Annotated in this window: 19 protein-coding genes; 1 reads left to right on the top strand and 18 read right to left on the bottom strand. The window is 49.7% G+C overall.

Annotated features, from left to right (window positions below; translation table 11 throughout):
- Window positions 1-99 precede the first annotated feature (99 nt).
- From bioC to ACFYU8_RS16460, 15 genes are all read right to left on the bottom strand, one after another.
- A complete protein-coding gene (gene bioC, locus ACFYU8_RS16390; protein ID WP_390300783.1) occupies window positions 100-918 on the bottom strand; it encodes a malonyl-ACP O-methyltransferase BioC in 819 nt (272 codons plus the stop codon).
- Window positions 896-1,624 (bottom strand): alpha/beta fold hydrolase, encoded by a 729-nt coding sequence (locus ACFYU8_RS16395; protein WP_390300785.1) that lies wholly within the window; start codon window positions 1,622-1,624, stop codon window positions 896-898. The genes bioC and ACFYU8_RS16395 overlap by 23 nt, the downstream gene beginning before the upstream one ends.
- A gap of 1 nt (window position 1,625) precedes the next feature.
- Window positions 1,626-2,819, bottom strand: a complete 1,194-nt coding sequence (gene bioF, locus ACFYU8_RS16400) for an 8-amino-7-oxononanoate synthase (RefSeq protein ID WP_390300787.1) — start codon at window positions 2,817-2,819, stop codon at window positions 1,626-1,628.
- A gap of 15 nt (window positions 2,820-2,834) precedes the next feature.
- Window positions 2,835-3,830, bottom strand: a complete 996-nt coding sequence (bioB, locus tag ACFYU8_RS16405) for a biotin synthase BioB (protein ID WP_390300789.1) — start codon at window positions 3,828-3,830, stop codon at window positions 2,835-2,837.
- 21 nt (window positions 3,831-3,851) lie between these two features.
- Window positions 3,852-4,571, bottom strand: a complete 720-nt coding sequence (bioD, locus tag ACFYU8_RS16410; protein WP_390300791.1) for a dethiobiotin synthase — start codon at window positions 4,569-4,571, stop codon at window positions 3,852-3,854.
- Window positions 4,572-4,576: 5 nt separating this feature from the next.
- On the bottom strand, window positions 4,577-5,959 hold the full coding sequence (bioA, locus tag ACFYU8_RS16415) for an adenosylmethionine--8-amino-7-oxononanoate transaminase (protein WP_390300793.1): 1,383 nt from the start codon (window positions 5,957-5,959) through the stop codon (window positions 4,577-4,579).
- A gap of 124 nt (window positions 5,960-6,083) precedes the next feature.
- Window positions 6,084-9,248, bottom strand: a complete 3,165-nt coding sequence (locus tag ACFYU8_RS16420) for a phosphodiester glycosidase family protein (RefSeq protein WP_390300795.1) — start codon at window positions 9,246-9,248, stop codon at window positions 6,084-6,086.
- A gap of 215 nt (window positions 9,249-9,463) precedes the next feature.
- Complete coding sequence (gene wecB, locus ACFYU8_RS16425) at window positions 9,464-10,612, bottom strand: non-hydrolyzing UDP-N-acetylglucosamine 2-epimerase (protein WP_390300797.1); 1,149 nt, start codon at window positions 10,610-10,612, stop codon at window positions 9,464-9,466.
- 18 nt (window positions 10,613-10,630) lie between these two features.
- Window positions 10,631-11,260: a uracil phosphoribosyltransferase gene (gene upp / locus ACFYU8_RS16430; RefSeq protein ID WP_106839707.1), complete on the bottom strand. Its 630-nt coding sequence runs from the start codon at window positions 11,258-11,260 to the stop codon at window positions 10,631-10,633.
- 182 nt (window positions 11,261-11,442) lie between these two features.
- Complete coding sequence (locus ACFYU8_RS16435; protein ID WP_390300799.1) at window positions 11,443-12,693, bottom strand: serine hydroxymethyltransferase; 1,251 nt, start codon at window positions 12,691-12,693, stop codon at window positions 11,443-11,445.
- A 58-nt stretch (window positions 12,694-12,751) separates the two neighbouring features.
- Window positions 12,752-13,321: a TIGR01440 family protein gene (locus ACFYU8_RS16440; protein WP_390300801.1), complete on the bottom strand. Its 570-nt coding sequence runs from the start codon at window positions 13,319-13,321 to the stop codon at window positions 12,752-12,754.
- Window positions 13,322-13,777 (bottom strand): ribose 5-phosphate isomerase B, encoded by a 456-nt coding sequence (rpiB, locus tag ACFYU8_RS16445; RefSeq protein ID WP_007725502.1) that lies wholly within the window; start codon window positions 13,775-13,777, stop codon window positions 13,322-13,324.
- A 139-nt stretch (window positions 13,778-13,916) separates the two neighbouring features.
- Complete coding sequence (locus tag ACFYU8_RS16450) at window positions 13,917-14,387, bottom strand: low molecular weight protein arginine phosphatase (protein WP_390300803.1); 471 nt, start codon at window positions 14,385-14,387, stop codon at window positions 13,917-13,919.
- Window positions 14,388-14,419: 32 nt separating this feature from the next.
- Window positions 14,420-14,980 (bottom strand): manganese efflux pump MntP, encoded by a 561-nt coding sequence (locus tag ACFYU8_RS16455; protein ID WP_390300805.1) that lies wholly within the window; start codon window positions 14,978-14,980, stop codon window positions 14,420-14,422.
- Between the two features lie 56 nt (window positions 14,981-15,036).
- Complete coding sequence (locus ACFYU8_RS16460) at window positions 15,037-16,116, bottom strand: L-threonylcarbamoyladenylate synthase (RefSeq protein ID WP_390300807.1); 1,080 nt, start codon at window positions 16,114-16,116, stop codon at window positions 15,037-15,039.
- Between the two features lie 230 nt (window positions 16,117-16,346).
- Between ACFYU8_RS16460 and ACFYU8_RS16465 the strand changes: the two genes are divergently transcribed.
- Complete coding sequence (locus ACFYU8_RS16465; RefSeq protein WP_390300809.1) at window positions 16,347-17,144, top strand: DUF3298 and DUF4163 domain-containing protein; 798 nt, start codon at window positions 16,347-16,349, stop codon at window positions 17,142-17,144.
- A 57-nt stretch (window positions 17,145-17,201) separates the two neighbouring features.
- Here the strand turns inward: ACFYU8_RS16465 and spoIIR are convergent, their stop codons facing one another.
- The 3 genes from spoIIR to prfA form a co-directional block, all read right to left on the bottom strand.
- Entirely contained in the window at window positions 17,202-17,993 is a 792-nt protein-coding gene (gene spoIIR, locus ACFYU8_RS16470) for a stage II sporulation protein R (RefSeq protein ID WP_390300811.1), read from the bottom strand.
- Window positions 17,994-18,103: 110 nt separating this feature from the next.
- Entirely contained in the window at window positions 18,104-18,994 is an 891-nt protein-coding gene (gene prmC / locus ACFYU8_RS16475) for a peptide chain release factor N(5)-glutamine methyltransferase (RefSeq protein ID WP_390300813.1), read from the bottom strand.
- Window positions 18,978-20,054 (bottom strand): peptide chain release factor 1, encoded by a 1,077-nt coding sequence (gene prfA / locus ACFYU8_RS16480; RefSeq protein WP_390300815.1) that lies wholly within the window; start codon window positions 20,052-20,054, stop codon window positions 18,978-18,980. Before prfA ends, prmC begins: the two co-directional genes overlap by 17 nt.
- Window positions 20,055-20,056 lie beyond the last annotated feature (2 nt).

A 20,056-nucleotide genomic window follows, 5' to 3' on the forward strand; every position in this document is an offset into this window, starting at 1 on the left:
TATCTGGCGCTCAACTCCTTGTTAGCCCTCCCATCGTTCTTCTTTTCATTTTATTTAATAATCATTCTCATATATATAGCAAAAATCATTTCAAGCACACTACATGGATGAAACCGCGCGAACGTAAATAACTTCGTAGGTGACAGGGATGCCCGTTTCTCTTTTATGCGTTTGCTCATAATGACGTATCATTTCTACAAGCAGCTTTCTGCGTCCAAGACCGCTCCCCTGCTCCCTACTTGCACTGGCGCCCACGGCTTTTACGGCATGCAAAAAATCTCTTACACTCGGGTAAGTAAGCCGTTCATACTTCCTAATCACCTCGATATCCGTAAACCCTGCTTGCTTCAACAGCTCGTACCAATCACGTGCAGAGAGAAATTCCAAGCCATGGCGTACTCCCTTCTCCCCCAAAATCGCATGAGCATTCGCAAACGAATCATGCAGCTCCCAAAAAGTATCGGGGCCAAATGTTGAAAAAACCAAAGGTGCTCCGGGCTTCAGGATTCTTCCCAGTCCTTTTAGCGTATGCGCTGGCTTGGCAAACCACTGAAAACACGCTCCTGAAACCATCAATTCCTTTGACTTCGCCGGTTGTTCCCAAACCCATTCTTCGGCATCGGCATGAAAAAATGAGCAATTCAGGCCGCCCTGCTCTAGATTGTTCTTCGCCTGCTCCAGCATGCCTGACGCAATCTCTACCACTTCGTAATGGGCATCAGAAAAATGGCTGCGAATGACGCGGGTTAATCCCCCTGTCCCACAGCCAATCTCCAGGATGTTTCGCATCTCGTTCTCGATCGTTATTTCTGTAATCATTTGACTCAAATGATCGGCCATCTTCTTTTGCACGAGTGCGTATTTTTCGTATGAGGCAGCCTTCTCACTGAATCGGCTACTGATTGTCCTTTTCTGCAAGCTGCTCCACCATCCTCTTTAGCGAATCTCCTACAACCTCCGGAGCAAATACATGCGGGGCATGACCACAATCAGGAATTTGCACGAAATGGGCACCTGCAAGACTACTCGCCAGTTCTTCGCCGGCTGCGAGCAAACAAACAGCATCCTCTGTTCCATGAATGACGAGAGTAGGAGATGCCAGGGAAGACAGGAACGGACGGCAATCCTCTTCTTCTAAATAGGTCAAGCCCGCAATCAACGCCGCCGTACTCCACTTCTGGCTGTCCAATCCCACATGCAGACCTGTTTGCTCGCGCTCACCTGGTGTTAGCATCTGTTCGACAAATGCGTCCATCACCCGCTCGCGTGCTACGGAAAGCTGCCTTTTCATCCTTTGCAAAACAACAGGATGCCACCCTTGGCGAAGGGCAGGCTGTTCGCAGATAAAGCGTGCTGTGGTGCCTATCAGAACAAGTCCTGAGACTGGGTACTGAGCAGCGAGACGTATTCCGAGCATCCCTCCCATAGACCACCCCACTACAATCAGCTCCTGGCCCGAAAGAGAGCGAACTTCCCCCTCTACCTTCTCGAAAAATTGCATGGGCGCAGCGACGTCCGAAAAATCGGGAGTGATATGCTCATAGGAAGGAAATTGTGAGCGTACTGCATCCCAAGAGCCATCCGACATCCCCCAGCCTGTTAGCCACAACATCACTTTTCTCACGTTACCGTCCCTCCCTTTGAAGCTCGTTCCTGATTTCCATCACTTGTTCGCAAGCCCACTCCAGCTCCTCGCGCTTATGCTCAGCCATCACCGTAAAACGGATACGGGCGGTTCCTGCTGGCACAGTTGGTGGTCGAATGGCAACCGCTGCAATCCCTCGCTGCCGAAGCCTTTTGCTAAATTGCAACGTCCATTCATTCTCTCCTAACGTGAGCGGGATAATTGGTGTATCTTCTTCGTCTACAGTAAACCCATGTGAGCGAAGCAACTGGCGAAACATGAACGCATTTTGCCTCACCGCACTTCTGCGCCAAGACTCCTTCTGCACCAAAGACAAGGCCGCCAGATTCGAGCCAATCACAGCAGGGGGCAGGGCGGTCGAATACACCAGCGAGCGTGCTTTCGTCATCAAATAACGAATGATGATCTCATCTGCACATACGTATGCACCATATACACCAAATGCCTTGCTAAAGGTTCCCATCAAAACATCGACTTGTCCAGAGATGCCCAGTTCATGGCATAAACCCTGCCCTTCTTCACCACGCACTCCCCCTGCATGGGCTTCGTCAACCATCAGCATGGCATTGTAGCGGTCTCGCAGTTGTACCAATTCAAGAAGAGGAGCTTTATCTCCGTCCATGGAGAATATGCTGTCCGTGACAATCCACTTCCGTCTTGCATCCTGATGCTTTTTCAGCAAAAATTCCAGATGCTCCATATCGTTATGTCTGTATCGAAAATGCTCCGCCCGACTGAGCACGATCCCATCGACGATGCTGGCGTGATTCAACCGATCACTAAAAACAGCGTCGCCCCTTCCGGCAAGCGCTGCAATTACCCCCGTATTTGCCTGATAGCCGTTTGCAAAGACAAGCGCGCCTTCTCTCTGCTTCCACACCGCCAGTTGCTTTTCCAGTTCGTCGTACAAAGCGTAGTTGCCATGGACGAGACGAGAGGCAGTTGCTCCTGCCCCCCACTCCTCTGCCGCCTTCTTGCCAGCTTCCACGATTCGTTGATCGTGGGCGAAGCCCAAATAGTTGTTCGATGACAGGTTTAATAATGGTTTCCCTTCGACTTGAATCCACGTGCCTACGCGATCACTGGCTGATTCTACGGTGTTCCATTCTCTTGCCAGCGATTGTTTCCGCAGCGAATCATATTCTTCTTCCAACCATGCGTACCGTTTGTTCATGGCAGACCTACTGTCCTACAGCGCACACAGCTCGATTTCAAACCCGAGGTCTTCAATCATCTGATGGTCTGTCGTGATTTCCTGCCCGGGCGTCGTCAAATAGTCGCCCACGAACAATGAGTTAGCCGCATACAAGGAGAGCGGCTGCAAGGTACGCAAATTCACTTCGCGACCACCTGCAACGCGAATTTCTTTGTCTGGGCAAATAAATCGGAACAAGGCGAGAACACGTAGAGCCTTCATTGCTGGAGTGCGTCCTTTATCCTCCAACGGGGTTCCTGGAATCGCATTTAAAAAATTGATCGGAATAGAATCTGCGTCGAGATTGCGAAGGGCAAATGCCATATCGACGATCTCCTCATCACTCTCCCCCATGCCGATGATCACGCCTGCGCATGGTGACATCCCTGCTCTTTTCACGGTGTCTACAGTCTGTACACGTTGATCGTACGTGTGCGTCGTCGTAATCGATTCGTAATGGTTGCGACTCGTATTGAGATTATGGTTGTAGCGGTGGACGCCTGAATCTTTTAGGCGGGTTGCTTGTTCGTCGCTTAATATCCCTAAGCAAGCACAAATTTTCAGTGGCATCGTCTCACGGATTTCTTTGACCGCCTCTATGACCTGCCCCAGCTCTTTTTCAGTGGGACCACGTCCTGAGGCGACGATACAGTATGTACCTGCTTGTCGATTCATGGCTTCTCGCGCACCTGCGAGCAATGTCTCCTTGTCCAGCATCGTGTACTTGGATACCGGAGCATTCGAAACAATCGATTGCGAGCAGTAACCGCAATCCTCCGGGCATAGGCCGCTCTTGGCGTTGATGATCATGTTCAGTTTGACCTTTTTCCCGAAAAAGTGCTTTCTGACGCGAAAAGCTTCGTTCATGACCAGCAGCAGCTCATCATCTGACGCTTGCAACACGTTCATTGCCTCTTCCTGCGTAAGCAGTTCTTTACCAATCGCTTTAGAAGAGTATCCCTTCCAATCCAGACAGGTGCTTTGCTCCATTTTCTCGTCTCCTCTTTTTTATTATTTATGGCTCCACTGACACAACTGTCCGATGTCTACACATTCTTGGATCAGCTGTGTCAGCTGCTGGCGCTCTAACGGTTGTTTTATCCACGGAAGTACGCCCCATACGGGAACTCCTCCATAGCTCTCGATCATGCTCGCGTTTGTTTTGACACTCTCATCAGTGATACCGGCTGAGTTGATTTGATTCAGGATGACACCTACCACCTCGATCCCGAGTTCCCGTGCATACCACACAGACAAGAGTGTATGGTTAATCGTGCCGAGCCCGGCCCGAGCCACGATGAGCATGGGCAGATTCAATCGAACAGCGAGATCGGCCATCGTTTCGGTTCGAGTCAATGGAACAATCAGACCACCGGCTCCTTCGACAAGGAGTGCCGGATAACGTTCCATCAGAGGTCGCCCTGCAGCGATTACTTCCTCCATGGTCAAGCTTTTCCCCTCTGCTTCAGCAGCCAGAAGAGGGGTAAGCGGTGCCTCAAAACAGAGCGGGGCTATCTCCTCACACGAATCAGGCACTCCGCTCCACAATCTCAAGTGCCTAGCGTCACTGTTTTCATCATGCGCTCGTGCTCCTGACTGGACTGGCTTCCAAACCCCTATATCCACTCCGGTCTCACGCAACACGGATGCGATTCCGGCGGTCACAACCGTTTTGCCTACCCCTGTATCTGTTCCAGTGATGAACAATCCGGAAAAGGGTCGATCAGACATGTCAATCACTCCTCCGCATTACCTGTGGTTACATCCTGAATCGATTCAGTCAAAATCCGAACCATGTCAGTCAATTCTTCGATTGTAGATACGAGCGGCGGGATGAAAACGATGATGTTGCCCAACGGTCGTGTCAGAAGTCCTTTTTCTCTCGCTACCTGACAGACACGCACACCGATCCGCTCATTCCAGTGATAGGGCTCCTTGGTCTCTTTTTCCAGAATCAGCTCGATTCCCGCCATCAAGCCTTTTTGCCGGATATCTCCTACATGGGGCAGGTCGTACAGTGGCGCTAGCAATTGCTCCAGATCGCTTGCTTTTTGTGCTACTTGTTGAACAATTCCGCGCTCCTCCATCAGCCGCAGGTTGGCGAGGGCAACTGCACAGCCAAGTGGATTTCCCGTGAACGAATGTCCGTGGAAAAAAGTTTTCTGTTCCTCATAGTCGGCGAAAAAGGCATCGTAAATCTGCTCGGTTACTAACGTAGCCGCTACAGGCAAATACCCTCCCGTAAGCCCTTTTGCAACTGCCATGATGTCTGGCACGACCCCATCATGCTCACAAGCGAACATTTTGCCCGTGCGTCCAAAGCCTGTCGCTACTTCGTCTGCGATCAAGAGTACATCATGGGCGCGCAACAGCTCCGCAATCTTTTTCAAGCATCCATCCGGCATGATAATCATGCCGCTTGCTCCCTGCACGACAGGCTCCACGATCATCGCCGCAATCTCATGAGCTCTTTCCTTCAGCAAACTTTCCAGATTGCTCAATGTGGCCTGCACGGCTGCTTCTTCGCCGCCTTGCCTGTATGGATACGGGTATGGAATGACATGTGGAGAAAAGAGGAGCGGTTTGTAGACCTGATGGTAGAGAGGAATGGCTCCAACACTGGTAGCTCCGATCGTATCCCCGTGATAGGCATTGTTCATTGTGATAAACGAATGCTTGCCGGTCTGCCCGCGATTTTGCCAGTATTGGAACGCCATTTTCAGTGAGATTTCGACCGCTGTTGCCCCGTTGTCAGAGTAAAAGACTTTGCTCAATCCTCTTGGCGCAAGGTGGATCAGCTGTTCTGCCAATAGAATGGATGGCACATTTGCCATGCCCAGCAAGGTAGAATGGGCGATCTGGTCGAGCTGCTCCGTGATCGCTTGATTCAGCTCGGGAACGTTGTGGCCATGGACGTTCAACCACACAGAGGAAAAACCGTCGTAGTAAGCCTTGCCGTTCACATCGAACAGCTTGATCCCTTCTCCTCTCGCAATAATCAACGGCTCCTGTGCGACGTAGTCTTTCATCTGGGTGAAGGGATGCCAAACGTATTGCTTGTTTTTGGCGGAGAGCTCTGCATAATTATTTAACAACCAAATCACAACCTTGGTTAACATATATTTGTTAACCGTTATTTTAAAATGGTTAACTCATTTTGGCAAAGCTTTTTTCTTCGCCTTGGGAAAAGAAAAAGGTCAAGCTCCTCTCCGCTAGAGAAGCTTGACCTTTCCTACTGCCATTTTATTTGGTTTGATGCAGGATGCGATATAGCGCTACGACACAAACTGCTCTTGTCGTCGATTTATTCGGCTGATAATTTCCTCCGACTGGATCAATCAGACCGAGTCCGACCATGTTGTTGATGGATGTAGATGCCCAGGATGGCCAGGTCCCTTTATCAGAGACCGTTTTCGTCGCTCCCTTTTTATTCACGAGGCGATCGAGAATGACTGCGGCCTCTGCACGAGTCACCGGCTGATCCGGACGGAAGGTGTTATCGTTATACCCCTTCACCAGGCCTTTGGAAACAGCAACCTGTACGGCACCTTGCGCGTAGGAAGGCACCTTATCCTTGAAATTCAGCTTTGGTGAGGAAGGGAGCTCCCATTCAAAAGTGCGCGCGAGCAGTGTGACGAATTGTGCTCTTGTCAAGGAAACCTCTGGACCGAACGTCGTCTCCGTCAAACCCTTCACGTAGCCCTTTTCCGCCATATACGTGATTTCTGCCTTGGCTGAATGCTTTGCAATATCTGTGAATCCAGCGCTGCTCGTGCCTGCATTGTCCAGGTAGTACGGAATATACTTGCCGTAGCTGTTGACTTCATATACCCACTGACCTTGTGCATTCACGGTTCCCATAAGCGGATCCAATGTATTGTTTACTTCGTTTACATACAAGAGTCCAACGCCTTTTCCAGCGAGCCATTGCTTCGGTGCCAAGGTCAACTTAATCGAAGAAGTCGAAATCGCGTCCTCTTGTCCTGCTTTTAGTTCGCCCGGCTTAATCGCAAACGAATAATCAGCAGGCACATAACCTGGCATTGGCTGGGTCACGATCGACTCCACATCAATCAGCGCACTATCCAGGTAAGATGCAGTATTTTCAAAGGAATAATGGAGATCGAGCTCCGCTCCGAGTGACATGCTGCCTGGCAGTTCAGGGACAACGGCCGCATCGCTCGGTTGACCTGTCTGGTTGCCCAAGAGGAGCGAGAATTCGTCGAAGTACAGTGTCCCTTTGTCGTGTGTAATACCATCATTGGCTTGGTCAACGACATACACACTCTTCAGTTGCAACGGATACGCAACATTGCTTGGGAAGTAGCCTTTGACCTGCTTCCAGCCTGTCCAATTGATCTCTTTTGCCAGATCGAGGTAGACCGGCTTGCCGTTTGCATCGACTACTTCTGCACGGAGCCAATGTCCGCTGTTGTCACCATTGACCCACAAGCCCAATCCGAGCGGCTTGCCAGGAATGGTCACAGGCTTCGCTCCCATAACGCCGTACGAAATCCGCATGTTGTTTGCTGGAGCTCCAGAGAAGTTATACACCAGCTTCGCTGCCTTTTTCGTGCGGAATGTCTGATCGGAGACAAGCGCGAACGAACCTGCGGAACTGATGCTGGTTGGATTTGCTGCATGGTACAAGCCAGCCTGATTATCAAAGGTGAGCCATGGCTGTTCAAATTGTCCGACGGCAAATGGTACGGTTGTCGCCACGCCATCATACGTAATCGTCAGGTTTCCGGTGCCTGGCTCATTGCCTGCTACCAGTTGCAGATTGTCGTTAATCGTCGCTACAGAAGAATCGACACTCGTTTTTACGCTAAGTGGCGTCGCTTGTACGGTAGAGCCCTTCTTCGTTTTGATTTTGACATCGAGATTAAGGGATTGTCCCGGTGCAATCGTAATTGGATTCGGGGAAACGACGATTTGCTGGACATCATTGCCGGAAATGACTTGAATGTCTTTATTTTGCGTCACATTGCCCAGTCGCGCAGTCAAAGTGATCTTGCCGGAACGAGCTGGTGTGAAGTGCTTGCCATTTACGGTTCCTGCTTCGGACTGACTAGCATCCCAGCTCACATCGCCTGCATTGATCGCATACGGCTGGTAATGAACGTCATAACCTTTGGATGCGCTGAGCGGGATAGATTGTCCGATAAGCACATCTGCTGGTACATCGATTTGGAAGCCTCTCAATTCTCCAGCAGGTGCCGTGTTGTATACGGCCAGTCCAGTAGGCACTCGACGCTCAGCACCGCCACTCGGCTTATTCGACAGATTCGCGTGTGTCTCACCCAGCATGCGAGCTGACATGGTCGTAGAGCCGCCACCGTCAAAGTTTACAGCCCGATAAGAGCCGAGCTCCGCCATGATTTTTGCCAGTTCGTCCAAATAAACACCTTGGCTCGCATCGATTGTGACCATGTACAAGGTCTTCCCGTCCTGGGAAACACCGACCGCTGTACGCGCCGTTTTGTTCGTGATGGACTTGTCCGCCTGAAAGGACGACAGTGCTTTCCCTTGATTGACTAAAAGGACATTACCACCCACCGCATGGTTTAAATCGAGTGTTTGCGGTGTCGTTTGATACTCAACTGTTGCAGTAGCGCCTACTGGGAAGTTTTGTTTGAGAAATGCTCCTGCTGCTCCATGTCCCCAAAGGACATAGCCGTTGTAAGGTATGTATACGCCAGGTTGATTCACACGAACTTCCTTGGCTACGTTGTCTACAAACAGAATCTCGACGACATCTTTGTAGCCCGATATCGTCCCTAAGCTGGTTTTGCCAAAGGAAGGGGTATAGACGTTCAGCTGGTTCTGGTGACTCTTTCGTCCGTCACTCGGGTTGTACTCTTCCTTATTGACACCCTGAATCGAATAGGTAGCGCCATTAGGAGCAGTAACCTTACCGCCAAAACCAAACTTATCGACGATAGCCATCTTGTCTCCGGTCAAGCCTAGGGCGTACCAGTAGGAGACCAAGCCCATGGAAGAAATGAGTTCATCGTCTTTCATGACAATACCAAACGGCGCTCCCCGCTTCGACATGTTAAAAAAGTCGGCATTGATCGCTGCTACAGCTCCGGTTTCACGCGCCATTTGTGTAACCGTCTGCCTGTCTGTCAGCTTGCCATTCGTTCCGTATACCGGTTTGACCTCAACGTAAGGATTGTTCAGATCAACCTTGGTCACCATGATCGTGACTACTTGGTTGGCAAATGATTTCGTATATTTCTGCAAAGTGGTCCCCTCACCAATTGGGGTTTGCCACATCATATTCAATGCACTGGTTTCCGCTCTGGCGTGTGCGACATTGGTCGCAAACGGCACAAACGGAACAAAAGCTCCCCAGGCCATGGTCGTGGCCGTGAGCAGCGTCACTATCCTTTGCGCTCTCATGTTGGTAACTCCTCTCCGTATTCCAAACTCTGTCTTTCTATCTCAGCAACTAAATATTAGACGCAAAAGGTCATGGATAGTTTCGCCAATTCTCTCGATTCTCTATTAGAAAAACATACCAAATCGTCAGTCTTCGAAACAAAAATTTCCCGCTTCCAACAAGAAACCCGCCTGGTTTTGACGAACGGTACCTGGCGGGTTTTCCTAGCTGTATGTTACTGACCTGGTTGGAAAGGCTCCGGTTTTTCAGCTCGCAAACCAAAATGATAGAGGATTGCTTCTACGATACGACGGGAAGCCTCGCCATCCCCGTATGGGTTGACAGCGTGCGCCATTGCATCGTATGCCGCTTGATTGGTCAGCAGTTCTTTTGCCATTGCATAAACTTGCTCTTCTTCGGTTCCCACGAGCTTCAACGTGCCTGCTTCAATACCCTCAGGACGTTCTGTCGTATCGCGCAAAACCAAGACTGGTACGCCAAGAGATGGCGCTTCCTCCTGCACCCCGCCAGAATCGGTCAGGATGAGATGGGCACGACGAGCGAAGTTGTGGAAATCAAGTGCATCCATTGGTTCGATCAACGAAATGCGATCGTGGTTTCCGAGAATCTCCTGCGCCACTTCTTGTACGGCCGGATTCAAGTGAACCGGATACACAACAGCAATCTCAGGATGTTCATCCACCAGTCTTCGAACTGCACGGAAAATTCGGCGCATCGGCTCGCCCAAATTTTCGCGGCGGTGTGCCGTCATCAGCACCAGCTTTTGACCAGCTACGCGATCAAGCACCGGATGCGTGTAATCCTCGCTAACCGTTGTTTTCAGCGCGTCAATCGCTGTGTTTCCTGTCACGTAGATGCTCTTTTCCGGCTTTGCTTCGCGACGAAGATTGTCAGCCGATCCATCTGTCGGAGAGAAGTGAAGGTCAGCCATTACACCTGTCAACTGACGGTTCATTTCTTCCGGGAACGGCGAGTACTTATCCCAAGTGCGCAAGCCCGCTTCCACATGTCCGATCGCGACTTGATTATAAAAAGCAGCCAGACTCGCAACAAAGGTGGTTGTCGTATCCCCGTGTACGAGGACAATGTCCGGTTTTACTTCCTTCATTGTTTCATCCAGACTCTCCAATGCGCGAGTGGTCACACCCACCAGCGTTTGGCGATCCTTCATGATGTTCAAATCAATGTCTGGTTGAATATCAAAAATGTCCAAAACCTGATCGAGCATTTGACGATGTTGGGCAGTCACGCAAACGACCGATTCGATCTGTTCGCTGTGCTTGTTCAATTCATGGACAAGCGGCGCCATTTTGATCGCTTCCGGACGTGTGCCGAATACCGTCATTACTTTTACAGTTTTCATCCGTTTTTCCCTCTCCGACTACTTCGTGCCGTACAAGCGGTCACCCGCATCGCCCAAGCCGGGCACGATGTATCCATGGTCGTTTAAATATTCATCAACAGCTGCTACGTAAATATCTACATCAGGATGCTCGTCCTGAACCAGCTTGATGCCTTCTGGAGCAGCGATAAGGCACATCAGCTTCAAGTTTTTCGCTCCACGTTTTTTCAAAGCGGTAATAGCGGCAACAGCAGAGCCACCAGTCGCCAGCATCGGGTCAGTCACGATCAACTCACGTTCAGCAACATCAGATGGCAGTTTCACATAATACTCAACAGGCTGCAGGGTTTCCGGATCACGGTAAAGACCTACGTGTCCTACTTTGGCAGCAGGGATCAGCCTCATCAGGCCATCCACCATACCAAGACCAGCGCGCAGAATCGGTACCAGCCCTACTTTTTTACCGGCAATTACATTCGACTGACAGGTAGCCACTGGCGTTTCGATGGTGGTTTCCTCCAACGGCATATCACGGGTAATTTCATAGCCCATCAGAGTGGTCACTTCATCTACCAGTTCGCGAAATTCCTTGGTCCCTGTATTCTTGTCACGAATATACGTAACTTTATGCTGAATCAGCGGATGGTCAAACACATATACACGGCTCATGTCATTTCCTCCGTTTCCCTATCAATACATCCTTTCTATAATAGCTGGTGAGAGTGGCGTCGTCAATTTGCCTAATCTTCGCACTTTTTTCGCATCCTTGATCCCTGTCAACAGCTGAGAAGTGGAAAAAAAGCAGACCCGTATGGGAAAAATTCCACGGGGTCTGCTTCTCGTTGCCTTGATTAGATATTCAAGCCTTCGTACATCGGGAAACGTTGGCACAAAGCTGCCACACGTTGGCGTGCTTCCTCGTGCTTCGCAGCATCCTCTGGGTTTTTCAATGTCAGAGCGATAATTGCTGCTACTTCTTTCATTGCTTCCTCATCAAAACCGCGGCTTGTTACTGCTGGCGTACCCATGCGCACTCCGCTTGTGACAAACGGGCTTTGTGTATCGTAAGGAATCGTATTTTTGTTCGTAGTAATGCTTACTTCGTCCAACAGATGCTCGGCTACTTTACCTGTCAGGCCGATTTTGCTTACATCAACCAATACGAGGTGGTTATCCGTTCCGCCGGAAACGAGAGTCAGACCTTCAGCAGTCAGCGCTTCAGCAAATGCACGTGCATTCTTAATGATGCGAGCTGCATAATCCTTGAAGTCTGGTTGCAGGTTTTCGCCGAAGGCAACTGCTTTCGCTGCGATGACATGCATCAATGGACCACCTTGAACGCCTGGGAACACGGATTTGTCGATGCCTTTCGCAAATTCTTCTTTGCACAAAATCAAACCGCCGCGTGGTCCACGCAAAGTCTTGTGCGTTGTAGAAGTAACGAAATGCGCGTGCGGTACTGGATTTGGATGCAGACCTGCCGCAACCAGACCAGCGATGTGCGCCATGTCCACCATGAAGTACGCGCCCACTTCATCCGCGATTTCACGGAACTTGGCAAAATCAATCGTACGCGGATAAGCACTCGCACCAGCAACAATCAGCTTTGGCTTGTGCTCCAACGCTTTTGCACGAACATCTTCATAGTTGATCAGGTGAGAGTTTTCGTCTACACCGTAATCAACGAAATTGTACAGCGTACCGGAGAAGTTCACTGCACTACCATGCGTCAAGTGACCACCGTGGGACAGGTTCATTCCCAGTACGGTATCGCCTGGCTGAAGAATAGTGAAGTATACAGCCATGTTTGCCTGAGCACCGGAGTGTGGTTGTACGTTTGCATGCTCAGCGCCGAAAAGTTCTTTTACGCGGTCGCGCGCGATGTTTTCCACGATATCCACATACTCGCAACCACCGTAATAGCGGCGGCCTGGATATCCTTCTGCATATTTGTTCGTCAATACGGTTCCCATTGCTTCCATGACTGCGCGGCTTACGAAGTTCTCAGAGGCAATCAGCTCAATCTTGTCGCGTTGTCTTCCGAGCTCCAATTGAACGGCTTCCAGTACTTGCGGGTCTTGTTTACGCAAAAAATCTAGCATAATAGTTTCTCCTCCTTAAAAGTTCGTGATCAAAAAGTGGGCTTGTCCCACATTCTTTTTAGGTACAGCTTTCATTCGGTGGTGTCTTCTCATACACGGCACGCGGCCCGCCAATTAGCTTGGGACGCGTTCGTGCTGCTGTAACATGTGCTTGTCCAACGAGTCGCTGTGTCGGACGCACCGGCACTGCCACATGCTTCAAATGCATGCCGATAAGCGTATGGCCGATATCAATGCCTGCATGCGCACGGATTTGCTCTACAACGGCTGCATCCGAGAATTGTGTAAATGCATGCGCGGCCATAGAGCCTCCAGCAGTTGGAACCGGAACAACCGAGACCTCTTCCAGTCCGTATCGCAATGCAACATCGCGCTCGACGACCAGAGCCCTGTTCAAATGTTCACAACATTGAAAGGCAACAGCAAAGCCGCGCTTCTCTGCAACAGATTGGATCCCACGATACAGAGCTTTTGCAACATCTTGGCTGCCAGCTTTACCGATATGCTCCCCAAGTACTTCGCTGGTACTGCAGCCGATCACCATGAGTTGTCCGGACCTCAGCTCTGCCAAATCGGCTACTTCTTCGACAATTTCACTGATTTGTGTTTCGATAGCGGATAAATCCACTTACTTCACTCCCGCATGCTTCGCTTCAATTTGGGAAATCTTTTCCACACGGCGCTCGTGGCGACCACCTTGAAACTCTGTTTCCAACCAAATTTTCACGATATCAAGCGCAAGACCCGGTCCAATGACCCGCTCCCCCATCGCCAACACATTGGTGTTGTTATGCTCACGGGTAGCTCGTGCAGAAAACGTATCATGCACAAGTGCACAACGTATGCCGGGAACCTTGTTGGCCGCGATCGACATGCCGATACCTGTTCCGCAAACGAGAATGCCTCGATCAAACTCCCCCGCTGCCACCTTTTCCGCTACTGGCAAAGCATAATCGGGATAATCAACCGATTCCTCGCAGGTGCAGCCGAAGTCTTCCGTCTGGATGTTCATGGAGGCCAGCAGAGTCTTGATCTCCTCTTTTAGCTTGTATCCACCGTGATCAGCAGCAAGTGCTACTTTCATCTGTCATCCCTCGCTTGTCTCATAATCTTCGTCTAGTATACATCAAAAAACGATAAGTAAAAAGTGAACATTTTTATGAAATCACTAAAAATCGTTCGTACTCTCGCAAAAAACAAGGCCCTGGCTATACACCAGCACCTTATTCATCCACTGATTTACGAAGACCCGGGTCCTTGAGTATCATGGAGAGCCTTTGGAGTGACTCATCGATTTCATCGGCACACCTGCGATAATCCATCAGTGATCCCCCATACGGATCTGCAATATCACTGAAGCCTTCTATCCCAACGAACTCTTGCAGGGTATGCACCTTTTCAGCCACTGAGGGGAAATACGTCAAGATCGCGCGCTTGTGACCGTGCGTCATCGTCAAAATGACATCAGACCATTCAATCAGCCCTTCGTCAACCTTGCTGGCCTTATGATCGTGGGCAATTCCTCGCTCATCTAATACTTGTTTGGCGTGCAAGGAGGCATCTTGACCGGCGAATGCCGCCACTCCAGCTGAGCGTATTTCAAACCCCTGCCCGTCTGTCTTCGCACGAAACATCGCTTCTGCCATTGGGCTTCGGCACGTATTTCCCGTACAGACGAAAAGTATCCGTTTCACGTATCGTTCCTCCTCTCCTATTAATTAGTCGGTTATATCATAAATTTTAACCCAAAACCAAACAAAATAAGTCCGCCTATTAATTCGCTATAATCCCCAAGCCACCCTCCCACACTCCTGCCTAACAATAAACCGAAGTAGGACATGGTGGCACCCATGATTCCAAAAAGGGAGATGGCCAAAAATCTGTTGACCTCGATCAAGCCGAACGAGAAGCCGACAGTGAAAGCATCCAGGCTGACACTTAATGCGAAGAGCATCAGTCCGAACCCTTTTGTCTTCAAAACACTTTTTTGATCCCCTTGAATGAAACCATTCCATAGCATATGCAAGCCGATGATCATCAGGACTCCGCCGCCAATAAACACGGCTATATCTCCAACCAAATCGGACAAATACGCTCCAACGACAATCCCGATGATCGGCATCATAATATGAAACAGTCCGATGGTGATACTTACTTTGATAATCTCTCGTAATCGAATCCCAACCATTCCTACGCCAATTCCCAACGAAAAGGCATCCATGCTTAAGGCGAAAGCAATAATGAGCAAGGTCAAAAATTGCCCCCATTGGAATAACACCTGATCCAAGTAGCTCCCCTCCCGTCTCTTCACCTTATGCGAACAAGGGGGAGTTTAGGACAGGTTTACATGGACAAGACACGGCCTCCAGCAGCTTTTTCCAATCGATTCATCACAGCCATACCCAACCCGTTTCGCGGGAAAGTCTCACCGACAATATACTGCACTTCTTGATCGTCGAATTCTCGTAGCACTGCATACAGCTGTTGGGCAACTACTTCCAGATCCGCTTGAGATCCGACCACAAGAACGACATCTGCCGCCGTGTGGCTTTGCCAAAAGGGAGCTGTTTCTTCCGTTGCCAGCACTCCCGTTTTTTGACCGTGCTGCTTCGCCTGTTGCAGCATATCTTCCATTTTCGCCCGAACTTTTTCACTCTCTCCTGACACTAACCACATTTCACCTTCAGGGGCGTAGTGGGTATATTTCATCCCGGGAGAGCGCGGTGCCTCGGCTGCTCCCACTTGAAAAGAAGGGTCTAGCTCTACGTAGCCAATCACTGGTTCCATTTGCTCTCGGGTGATTCCGCCTGGGCGCAGAATCATGGGTGGGTCCTGCGTAACATCAATAACAGTAGACTCTACCCCAACACCTGTTGCCCCACCATCGACCACACCTGCTACTCGTCCATCCAAATCAGCCAATACATGCGCGGCTGTCGTTGGACTCGGACGACCAGAGCGATTGGCACTCGGTGCTGCAATCGGCACTCCTGCTTCCTTGATCAACGCCAAGGCAATCGGATGGTCAGGCATGCGAACCCCGACTGAATCCAGCCCTGCCGTTACCAGCGAAGCTACCTGATCCGTTTTTGGCAAAATCACCGTCAAGGGACCTGGCCAAAACGCCTCCATCAGCTTTTTCGCTTTCTCCGGAACCTCACTTGCTACCGTAGACAACTGGTCCCATGCTCCAATATGTACAATCAGCGGATTATCGCTGGGTCTACCTTTTGCTGTAAATATTTTTTCCACTGCTTCATTTAATAATGCATTCGCTCCCAAGCCGTAAACCGTCTCCGTGGGAAACGCAACAACTGCCCCTTCTTGAAGAAAACGGGCTGCATCCACAATCTGTGCACAACTATGCTGATTTTCCACATCGTTATCCACAGACCAGACTTTTGTCACAAAATTCATTTCCATCGTTAAAAATTCCTTTCTCAAGCTCGTTTCTTTGTAAGGAGTGCCTTAAGTATAGATGTGCTCCAAAAAGTTTTCAACAGGCTGTGGGTAACTTGTGAATAACTTTTCTGAACAGCGTGGAAAACGGAACATTGTTACCTTTTCTTAACTTCATCCGTCTTAGCCTTGTAGTAGAATGAACACGAAAACAAAACAATAACTTTCCCTTTATCGAAAGGACCGTGAAAGAAATGTCATCTTTTAAATCCTTAGCTTCCAGCCTGCTTGGCACAGCTGTATTGTTAACAGCCGTCGCTGCTCCAGTATTTGCAGCACCTGCTGCACCTGCAACCTCCACAAAACCTGCTGTACAAGCGCCAAAGCCACAAGCTAACGGTGTCGTGTTCACACCGAAAACGATTACGGTCAATACGAAGGAATTTGAAGGTAAAGTGTCGATCCCGGTAATTAGCGGGATGAAGGATAAAGCTTTTGAAGCAAAATTGAACGCTACTCTGTTGAAAGAAGCGCAAACAGGCTTGGCGGAAGGGCAAAAAGCCGGCAAAGAAGATGCGGCAGAAGCGAAAAAACACGGATGGGAACCACGCCCTCATGCCCTCGACATCTCCTATGAGGTACACAATGCTGGCAAGCTCGTTTCTTTCTCCGTACAGACATACATTTATACAGGCGGAGCACATGGCATGACGGATGTTACGTATTACACTATCGATAATCAAGCCAAGGCAAAAGAGCTGAAGCTGGCTGACCTGTTCCAGCCTGGCTATTACTACCGTCCTATTCTCAATCAAATCATTTCCCAACAAATCAAAGCAAAAACCGAGGCGGATGGCTTTAACCCTTACGATGCATTCGAAAGCATCAGAGAGGACCAAGGCTTCTCCTTTAAAGATGGCAACCTGGTCATTCATTTTGGTCAATACGAAATTGCCGCTTATGCAGCAGGAATGCCAGAGTTCGCGATCCCTGCTCAACGTTACCAAAATCTGTTGAAGCCTGAGATTCGTGAGGCTTTGTTCAAAAAGTAAGCATAACAATTCAAAACGACACCTGCACATGCGGCGGGTGTCGTTTTTATGTCCAGCTTAGGAGAGCCAGCTCTCGATTTTTTCCCATAAGTAAAATCGTACTTCTACTTCAGGAGCAGAGGCAGTTGCTTCTTCTACTTCTTCTACTTTTTCTACCTCTTCGGACTCTTCTGCCTCTACTTTTGTTTGCTCAGCGTCCACCTTATTTGTTTCGGAATGTAGCCCTACTTCGTTTTCTTCTGGGGTTAAGACCGCTACTTGCCTTCTATCCAATCGATCGTAGTCTTCTTCCTGCTCGGATATGGATGCAGTCGTTTGCTCTGATTCTTCAGGTTCTGGAGTTGGCTCGGCTTGTACAGCATCGCCATTGGACATGTCAATAAAGCAGAGCGGCGGGAAAAGGACACACCACCAATTTTGACCTTTTGCTTCTCCAATTTGTACACGGACCGCTCGGTAATTACCCGCAGGATACACATAGGAGCCATACAGCTTCGTCGGAAAAGGGACTTGTCCGAAATCGACTACAGCTTTGTACGAAAAACCACGTTCCTTGATCGTCTTGTCTACGACTTGTTGAAGGACAGGCAATTGTGATTGAATCACTTGCTCCGCTTCCTCCAAAGACTCGATATCATCCGCCCACGTATTCATCTGAGCGATAATCGCATCTCTGACTTCTCGTTTTAACCATTGATCTTGGACAGAATCGCTGTTCGCAATAATGCGCAAGCGAACGGATTCCTGAGGGATCGGCCCATTATCCAACACATTAGCCGAAGTAAGCTGCCCCTCCCAGCTCATCATTAACATAAACAGGGTAAATGCCATTAACATGATCCGTTTCATCGTTATCCGTCTCCCTCTATACTGATCTTCTCTCTTTAGCAATCAGTATGGACGGATTCACACGATTCCAAACATTCATCCCTATGTAAAAAAGGCGAGACGAGCAAGCGCTATCGTCTCAAACCAATAACGACCCGCTCGATCCCCGCCAAATCCGGAACAATCTCTACATCATCCATGACACCGGATGCTTTCATCAATGCCGCTACATCCCCAGCCTGATAAATACCTACTTCAAACGCTACGACTGCTCTTTCTTTCAAAAGATTCGGCAGCGCCTCACACAGTCGACGATAGCAATCCAGACCATCTTCGCCACCATCCAAAGCCAAGCGAGGTTCGTGTACGAGCACCTCATCGTCCAACTCCTCGACATCGTGACTCGGGATATAAGGTGGATTGGATACGAGGATATCTACCTTTTCGCCTGCTTCCAAAAGCGGCTGCACCAAATCACCCTGTAAGAAGCGGACATCTGCACCAAGACGGCTTGCATTTTCCCGGGCGATTTTCGTTGCCTCAGGAGACAGGTCCACCGTAGTCACGCGCCATTGCGGTTTTTCTAACGCGAGTGTAATACAGATGACTCCGCTCCCTGTTCCGATATCCACTACCGCTAGCTCTTCACCCTCAGGCCAGAGCTTTGCAGCAGCAGCCATCACTTGCTCCACCAGTATTTCCGTTTCAGGTCTTGGAATCAGCACACCTGGACGCACCGTAAAGGGACGCCCGTAAAACTCCTGTTCGCCAAACATATATTGCAATGGCTCGTTATTCGCCCTGCGTATGCACAGTCCGTCCAGCTTCTCCAATGTTCCTGCATCAATTGAATCTGTCATCGCCATTAAAAAGCGCGTCCGATCCCAGTCGAGACAATGGCGGATCATTAGCTCCGCTTCGAACAAAGGATCCTTTGTCCCTTTTTCCCGCAAAAAGGAAGAAGCCCGTAATAGGGCTTCTCGAATCGTCGTAACATCAGACCAATCAAGCTGAGTGTGCATGGCTTTTCAAAAGCTCCGTTTGTTCATGCATGATCAGGTTGTCGATCACTTCATCCATTTCGCCTTCCAATACCGATTCCAGTCGGTGCAGGGTCAGACCGATGCGGTGGTCGGTCACGCGGCTTTGTGGATAGTTGTACGTGCGGATGCGCTCGCTTCGGTCACCAGTACCCACCAAGCTTTTGCGCGTAGCATCTGCTTCCGCATTTTGTTGTTGCATGTAGAAATCATACAGACGAGCACGCAATACACGCAGCGCTTTGTCTTTGTTCGAATGCTGAGATTTCTCGTCCTGACAAGATACCATGATCCCTGTAGGAATATGCGTTACGCGAACCGCCGACTTGGTCGTGTTAACGCTCTGACCGCCTGCACCACTGGAGCAGAACGTATCGATGCGGATATCTTTTTCATGTACTTCCACTTCCACGTCTTCTGCTTCTGGCAGAACCAGTACAGTCGCAGTAGAAGTATGGATACGTCCACCGGATTCAGTAGCCGGGATGCGTTGTACACGATGCGCGCCGCTTTCGAATTTCATTTTGCTGTAGGCACCACGACCGGACAGCGAGAAGACAATTTCCTTGTATCCGCCGATATCGGTTGGGCTTGCCTCCAACACTTCAATTTTAAAAGCGTTGCGCTCTGCAAAACGCGTGTACATACGGAAAAGCACAGCGGCAAACAGTGCAGCTTCATCGCCGCCCGCAGCACCGCGGATTTCCACAATCACGTTTTTCTCATCGTTCGGGTCTTTTGGAAGCAACAGGATCTTCAAGCGTTCTTCCAGTTGCTCCTTGCGTGCTGACAATTCATTGAGCTCGAGCTTGACCATTTCACGCATCTCGTCATCCAGCTTCTCTTCCAGCATCGCTTTGGCGTCGTCGATTTGACTCACCACTGATTTATATTCACGGTATGACGTTACCGTCTCTTCCAACGAAGATTGTTCCTTGGACAGTTCACGCAAGCGTTTTGTATCACTAATGACGTCGGGGTCACATAGGAGATTGGTTACTTCTTCAAAACGCTCTTCAACTGCAGATAAGCGTGTAAACATTT

The sequence above is a fragment of the Brevibacillus sp. NPDC003359 genome, from assembly GCF_042878995.1.
GTDB lineage: Bacteria > Bacillota > Bacilli > Brevibacillales > Brevibacillaceae > Brevibacillus.

Bases quoted from the DNA above. Each gene is read 5' to 3' on its own strand.
- bioF (WP_390300787.1), bottom strand. From the start codon at position 2,819: ATGAACAAACGGTACGCATGGTTGGAAGAAGAATATGATTCGCTGCGG.
- bioB (WP_390300789.1), bottom strand. From the start codon at position 3,830: ATGGAGCAAAGCACCTGTCTGGATTGGAAGGGATACTCTTCTAAAGCG.
- bioD (WP_390300791.1), bottom strand. From the start codon at position 4,571: ATGTCTGATCGACCCTTTTCCGGATTGTTCATCACTGGAACAGATACA.
- bioA (WP_390300793.1), bottom strand. From the start codon at position 5,959: ATGTTAACCAAGGTTGTGATTTGGTTGTTAAATAATTATGCAGAGCTC.
- ACFYU8_RS16420 (WP_390300795.1), bottom strand. From the start codon at position 9,248: ATGAGAGCGCAAAGGATAGTGACGCTGCTCACGGCCACGACCATGGCC.
- wecB (WP_390300797.1), bottom strand. From the start codon at position 10,612: ATGAAAACTGTAAAAGTAATGACGGTATTCGGCACACGTCCGGAAGCG.
- upp (WP_106839707.1), bottom strand. From the start codon at position 11,260: ATGAGCCGTGTATATGTGTTTGACCATCCGCTGATTCAGCATAAAGTT.
- ACFYU8_RS16435 (WP_390300799.1), bottom strand. From the start codon at position 12,693: ATGCTAGATTTTTTGCGTAAACAAGACCCGCAAGTACTGGAAGCCGTT.
- rpiB (WP_007725502.1), bottom strand. From the start codon at position 13,777: ATGAAAGTAGCACTTGCTGCTGATCACGGTGGATACAAGCTAAAAGAG.
- ACFYU8_RS16460 (WP_390300807.1), bottom strand. From the start codon at position 16,116: ATGGAAATGAATTTTGTGACAAAAGTCTGGTCTGTGGATAACGATGTG.
- ACFYU8_RS16465 (WP_390300809.1), top strand. From the start codon at position 16,347: ATGTCATCTTTTAAATCCTTAGCTTCCAGCCTGCTTGGCACAGCTGTA.
- spoIIR (WP_390300811.1), bottom strand. From the start codon at position 17,993: ATGAAACGGATCATGTTAATGGCATTTACCCTGTTTATGTTAATGATG.
- prmC (WP_390300813.1), bottom strand. From the start codon at position 18,994: ATGCACACTCAGCTTGATTGGTCTGATGTTACGACGATTCGAGAAGCC.
- prfA (WP_390300815.1), bottom strand. From the start codon at position 20,054: ATGTTTACACGCTTATCTGCAGTTGAAGAGCGTTTTGAAGAAGTAACC.